Raw genomic sequence first — 5974 nt, forward strand, 5'->3', positions numbered from 1 at the left:
CAGGACGGTGCAGGATTCCAAGTTCAGGCGGGTTCACAGCACAGTGCATTTACGCCCTTGGAAACTTTTTGAGAGATGAGTTTTGAAGTCAGCGTCGTATACCATACTTGCGTTCTGACAATCTTTGGCAACAAGCGTGAGCTTTGTGGTCAGATTGAAACTTCCGCTTCCGATGTACGGGGCAAGATGTACGGTAGACATAAGTGGAGGTACTCTAATGCTTGATTTTCTGGGAGAACCTCAAGCATTGGCGCTTATCGGGTTGGCTGGTGGTGTGCTGCTGGGGCTTGCCGCGCGGCTAGGAAGGTTTTGTACGCTCGGCGCGATTGAAGACGTGCTTTATGGCGATAGCGACACGTACAGACGATGACAGCGACCAATGCAGCGACCACATTGCCAACGATGGCCGACCACGGCTGCGCCAATGGACTGTTCGGCACGGCAAACAGCAGGACGGACGTGGCTCCGAACGGTGCCACCAGATACAGCCCTAGCTTCAGATCGACGGTCGGGGCTAAAATGAATGCCCCGGCAAGTGCCAAGCCAATGAAGGCACCCAGTCCGGCGCGTATCGCCTCAGCAGGTGAACTGTGCGCGACCGCGGGGCCGAATGAACGAAAGTTAAGCAGACCAGACCCTTTCAGGTGGGCATTTCGGGACTCTCGTACGCCCTCATCTTGAGCACAGCAATGAACTGTCTGATCTAACGGAGCAGTAAAAATTCGGGAACGACAACCCGAACGACCAGCCTGTCGGGGTCATCGACTGGTCTTGACCCCAAAAAGGATTAACTTACGTTGGATCAAGAACGATCGTGTTGGAATAATTAGATCATGCAGAGTCGAGGACTGCCCGCTGTCTTGATTGTCGAAGACGAGTTTCTCATCCGCATGGACGCCGTGGACATGATCTGCAACGCTGGCTTCAAGACCTATGAGGCCAGCTCAGCGGATCAGGCCATCCAGTTGATGGACCAGCACCGTGACATCGGCATTTTGTTTACCGACATTGACATGCCTGGCTCGATGGACGGCCTCAAGCTGGCAGCCTATGTCCGCGACCGTTGGCCACCTGTTGTGATAATTGTGGCGTCAGGTGCTTCTGGCGTCGATCACATGATGCTGCCCACTGGGGCATCCTTTTTTTCAAAGCCTTACCAGACCAGCCTGATCAGCCAGACCCTCCGCGATATCGCCGGTCGCTATGTATAACGTCTCGCAAGCTGCTGCGTCTTCCAGAGGTAGCGCCACCGCGATCAAGTGAACGAGACTGTGGCCAGGTTCTGGCCTGCAACATCAACTTGGCCGCAAGACGATCGTGCATCGGACACCGTCGCCATTGAAGACATGGTCAATCTGATGTGGTGCCGGGAAAAGGGCACTGCCGAGCAACGTCGAACCGAATCCACTTCGCACAGGGGTGTCGACAGCAGGCCCTCCTGCTTCCTGCCACACAATTTTGATACCTTTGTCCGGGGTCGCTTCCCATTGGATCGTCACCCGCCCCTCGGGGACTGAAAGGGCACCGTATTTCACGGCGTTGGTCGCCAGCTCGTGCAAGGCCATTGCAACGGGTGTCGCGAGCGCCGACGGCACGGCGACATCTGATCCTTCAAGGACAATGGGGTCGTGGTCATGGTGCCGATAGGGAGCGACGATACGGTCCGCCAGGTCCCCAACTAGCAAGACCTCGGTATCGGGCTGGAACATGAGGTCGGTTGCCGAACTTATAGCCTGCAGTCGTCCTCTGAACCATTTCAGCCCTTCATCCCGGTCATGTGTTGGCCAACTTCTCGAAGCAATCGCGGCAATAACCGCAAAAGCGTTTTTTAACCGGTGGCGCATCTCCATGGCGATCGTGGTGACACGTTGTTCTTGCCGGACACGATCCGTCACATCGATCAGCACACCAATGGCCCGTTTGAACGGAGGCTGTTCGGGCTGGATGTCGGCCCGCAAGAGGAACGTCCGCTCCTGACCGTCGCGCAGCACAAAGCGCACCTCGCTCTGCACCTTCGTGCTGCCTGCGGCTATTTGCGCCGCGCTGACCGCCTGCAAGCGCTCCTTTTCCCCCGGAGCGTAGAGTCGACGCAAATCGTCCGCGGTCGGCGTGGCGTCCTGCGGAAAGCCAAACAGGCGGTTCAGCTCGGGGGACGGGCTGATTGTATCGGTCGCAATGTCGAGATCCCAGACTGCAAGGCTGCCAGCTTCGATCGCCAACCGAAGGCGTTCCTTCTGATCGGCCAAGGCCTCGCGCAGAAGGCGGCGTTCCGTGACATCCTGGATCGAGCCTGAATAGGTCAGCGCTGTCTCGACGCCATCGACCACCCCGAACTGGGCCAGACCATGCGCCTGGATCCAACGCATCTCTCCGTTATCCGGCCGGTTGATACGATACGAATAGACTTCCGAGCCGCGCACATCCGGATTAAGTGCCCGCCGCGCAATGTCCCGCGTGACCGGCAAATCCTCTGGATGTGTCAGAGCGCGCACCATGTCCATGGTGACCGGTCCGGTATCCGGCAACGCCAAGATGGATCGTGCAAGAGCCGAATAGCTGAGCGTGCCCGCCTGCACATCCCAGTGCCAGACGCCGATGTGCGCCGCTTGCACAGCGGCTTCAAGTGGCTTGACAGGAAGCCCGTGAAGCATCGTATCGACGGGAGGGCAATTCAGGGGCGTTGTTAACATTTCCAGACCTCCGGTCTACTGAACAGCGGGCGGCACGTTTCACTAGCCCGACATCACTGCGGCGTTTCGTCTCATGACAATGTCCACAGATTAGATGACGGGATCAAGCCGGATTGCGGTCCGTCGGCGCAAGGGGCCCCGCGTTTGGGCAAAGTCAGGCTGGTGCGAGACTCGAAAACCGCCGCGTTGGTTACCGCACAAAGTACCAGCAACTTAAGGCGAGGCCTGTGAAGATAACAAACCAACGGATCATGCGCTGCGGCACGAGGCGACCTACAACGACACTGCCCCAACCTCCGAGGATGCTCGCCGTAGCCACAATGACAACGGCTCGGTAGTCGATGGCTCCGGAAAATATGAATACCACGACGGCCAAACCCTGCATGATGCAGGCAAGCCAGTTCTTCGCGGCGTTCAGGGCATGGAAGTCCCGGCCTTCCGTGAGCGACAGAGACCCCAGCATCATTATTCCCATGCCAGCCCCGAAATAGCCGCCATAAATGGCAACCAATCCTTGCAGGCCCGTGGCGAGAGCACCGGGCGCGTCGCTTTTGCGGCGCGCGGCAAGCCCTTCGCCAAACGATGCGATTCGTGGCGTGAGCATGAAAAGAATCGTGGCGAACAGGATCAGAAATGGCACCAACGCCCGGAACGCCGACTCATCTGTATTGAGGAGCAGCAGGCCGCCCAGAATGCCTCCTATTGCGGAGATGATCGAGAATGGGAGGAGGCGGCGAAATGCAGTTGCGATCTCACGACGATAGGCCGTGGTCGACGCGATCTGGCCGGGCAAAACGGAAAGCGCGCTCGTCGCGTTGGCAGTCACGGGCGGTAGCCCAATCGCCACGAGCGCGGAAAACGTGAAGATCGTCCCGCCGCCCGCAAGCGCGTTGACAGCACCCGCCAGAAAACCAGAGCCTAGAAGGAGCAGGATATCGGCATAAGTCATAATTGTTGCCATTGTGCGGGACCGCGGGACACCGGCTCTGAGCCAGTTTGCTTGCCAAGTACATATATCGAGAGCGTCACCACTACCACCGCGCCACCCGTCATAGCGCGCCGCGTGTATGCCACTCCTGTGCCAAGCCAAACCCAGAGTGGTGCAAGAACGGTTTCCAGCAACAGCAGCAGGCTAACATTGGCGGCAGCCGTGCGGCGGGACGCCTCGTCAAGTGCAAAAAGGACAATGGTAGGAGCAGAAGAGCACAGACGAAAATGGCTACAACCGTACAGTCCGTCATCTGTGCGGGACCAACCATGAGCAAGCCTGACGTTCCCGACGTCAGTGAGGCCAGCCCGATGAAGAGAAATAGCGGCAGGGTGGCGTGATGGCGCAGCGTGACGAACGTCAGATCCAGAGGGAAGGCAACCCCGAGCCCACATGCCGTACCAGCCGGACCGTTGGCGGCGAGCGCGGCCTAACCCTCGTTCGTTACAGTTGACGTCAAACCAACGGTTAACAGCGCGATGGCGATCCATGTCGCGCGCGATGTGATCTCGCCGTACAGCCATTGTGCCAGAAGCGCTGACCAGACGGGTACAGTCGCGACACCCAGCAGGACTGACGCAACCGGCGCAATCGTTATACCCATTGGGGAAAATGTTGAATTAACTACGACCAGAAGGATTTCTCGAGCCTTGCAAGGCATCGCGCTCGCGATGCACAGCATGCTGACCACATCGGCGAGGTGACATTAAAAACTGTTTTGATGTAGGGTTGCTATAAATCACCAATGTTAAGATGAGCGTGTAAGGAAGTGCTGATGGAACGACAGAGTCACAGCGCCTTCCTGTCACGTCTGTCGCGATTGGACCTTACGATCCCGGAACGGGAGGCTTTGGAAGACCTCGAAAGGCAACCCGAAGAACGCCGAGGTCGTGCTTTGGTTTTTGACGCAGAGCGACCTGACGACCGGATTGCGATCATGCGTTCCGGCTGGTCTGCCGTCCGGGTCCGGACCGACCCAGGCAGAACGACGATCACACAGATCTACATGGCCGGAGATGTGATCGGTTTCAGTGATTTAGGAGTTGGCACCCTGCCCCATGAGACCACGATGCAGACTAGTGGATCAGTGACCCTGTTAAGCAGGACCAAACTCTTTGCACTGATAATAACGCACCCACGTCTCTTTGAAACTTTACTGTCGTTAGCAAGCATCGACACCGTTGTTTTACTGGACCGCATGCACGCCATTACGCGTTTCACCGCGGAAGACAGGCTACAGCATTTTCTTTTGTCACTGAAGGCGAAGATCGATCATTGCAGCCTGCAGCGCTCAGATCGGATTTTGTTGCCATTCTCGCAAAAAGAAATCGGCGACGCGTTGGGACTTACAGAAATCTATGTGAACCGCCTAGTGCGGCGTTTTGAAAAATCTGGCGAATTAACGCGATCGCGTCCCTACGTCCGCCTCAATACACGGAAAGCGTGGGAGGAGAGGCTGAACTTCCGCAATCGCTATTCAGAATTCGATGAAAATTTGTTGAAGCCTGTCGTTTCAGGGCGTCACGGTAGCTGATATCCAGACGATACCGCCACACTGCATGCAGGCAGTTAGGCACCTTGACCAGCGCAGGAATGACGACGCCACAATTCATGGTCTCCACTCAGAGTCTGGTTCAGGGTAGCGGCGAGACTGATGCCTCCGCCCAGCCAAGAAGTGGGCTCCCGGTCCCTGTTCCTGCTGGTAAAACAACGGAGGGGAGCTGCTGTCGTTCGGCGCAAAAATCGCGATCAGCGATTTCTGCCAAAGTCAGAGTGTGGATGTCGGCACTCCACCTGCGCTATCAGGGTCGCTTGCCGGACGTTCGATCCGCCACCACGGCGCAGACTGTCGATCAAAGAGGTTTGAGTGCAAGAACCGTGACGACATCTGAATAGGCGCGCGGCATTGAGGTGGCGTCCACCAATGCGTCAAGCAGTGTTTCTGCCTGCTCGAACTCATCTGCATGCGCCGCAACGCCGAGGCGCTCGATGGGACCAATGTCGAGGCCTACCAAGGCACCAGAAACGAGAATTTTCACGTCGGGGCGGTGCTCTTTCACCATTTGGGCCGTTGCGTAAAGCGCGTGCATCGATGAACTCGAACCGATCGAAAGGCCGAGGATCTCCGCAGGCGAGTTCACGATCTCCGACATCAGGTCCGCCGCGCTGGCGTTGACCACCAGATGGACATCCCATCCCTTCGCGCGTTGCAGATCCGCTGCCATTCGTACGCCGAACGTGTGGTCTTCGCCGGGCACGCTCGCGAACACGGCCTGCTTTCTTTTCTTGCTGATGA

5 protein-coding genes and 2 pseudogenes are annotated in these 5974 nt (G+C 57.4%); 3 read left to right on the forward strand and 4 right to left on the reverse strand.

What is annotated here, in order from left to right; genetic code table 11:
* Nucleotides 1–217: 217 nt before the first annotated feature.
* Nucleotides 218–367 (forward strand): annotated as a pseudogene (locus tag ACOI1H_RS22925) (YeeE/YedE family protein); the annotation flags it as partial.
* Here the strand turns inward: ACOI1H_RS22925 and ACOI1H_RS22930 are convergent.
* A pseudogene (locus tag ACOI1H_RS22930) lies at nucleotides 360–629 on the reverse strand (HPP family protein); the annotation flags it as partial. The pseudogenes ACOI1H_RS22925 and ACOI1H_RS22930 overlap by 8 nt on opposite strands.
* Before the next feature lie 231 nt (nucleotides 630–860).
* Here ACOI1H_RS22930 and ACOI1H_RS22935 point away from each other — a divergent pair.
* The gene (locus ACOI1H_RS22935) at nucleotides 861–1211 is read left to right on the forward strand and encodes a response regulator (protein WP_422440454.1); all 351 of its coding nucleotides are present in this window, start codon (nucleotides 861–863) and stop codon (nucleotides 1209–1211) included.
* Nucleotides 1212–1295: 84 nt separating this feature from the next.
* Here the strand turns inward: ACOI1H_RS22935 and ACOI1H_RS22940 are convergent, their stop codons facing one another.
* Both ACOI1H_RS22940 and ACOI1H_RS22945 read right to left on the reverse strand, forming a co-directional pair.
* Nucleotides 1296–2690 (reverse strand): sensor histidine kinase, encoded by a 1395-nt coding sequence (locus tag ACOI1H_RS22940; RefSeq protein ID WP_422440455.1) that lies wholly within the window; start codon nucleotides 2688–2690, stop codon nucleotides 1296–1298.
* A gap of 190 nt (nucleotides 2691–2880) precedes the next feature.
* A complete protein-coding gene (locus tag ACOI1H_RS22945) occupies nucleotides 2881–3639 on the reverse strand; it encodes a sulfite exporter TauE/SafE family protein (RefSeq protein ID WP_422440457.1) in 759 nt (252 codons plus the stop codon).
* An 814-nt stretch (nucleotides 3640–4453) separates the two neighbouring features.
* Here ACOI1H_RS22945 and ACOI1H_RS22950 point away from each other — a divergent pair.
* Nucleotides 4454–5212, forward strand: a complete 759-nt coding sequence (locus ACOI1H_RS22950) for a Crp/Fnr family transcriptional regulator (RefSeq protein ID WP_422440458.1) — start codon at nucleotides 4454–4456, stop codon at nucleotides 5210–5212.
* 319 nt (nucleotides 5213–5531) lie between these two features.
* Here ACOI1H_RS22950 and ACOI1H_RS22955 read toward each other — a convergent pair.
* Nucleotides 5532–5974, reverse strand: a 443-nt coding sequence (locus ACOI1H_RS22955) for a cobalamin-dependent protein (RefSeq protein ID WP_422440459.1), incomplete at its 5' end; no start/stop codon positions are given.

The organism is Loktanella sp. DJP18, assembly GCF_049310965.1.
Lineage (GTDB): Bacteria > Pseudomonadota > Alphaproteobacteria > Rhodobacterales > Rhodobacteraceae > Loktanella.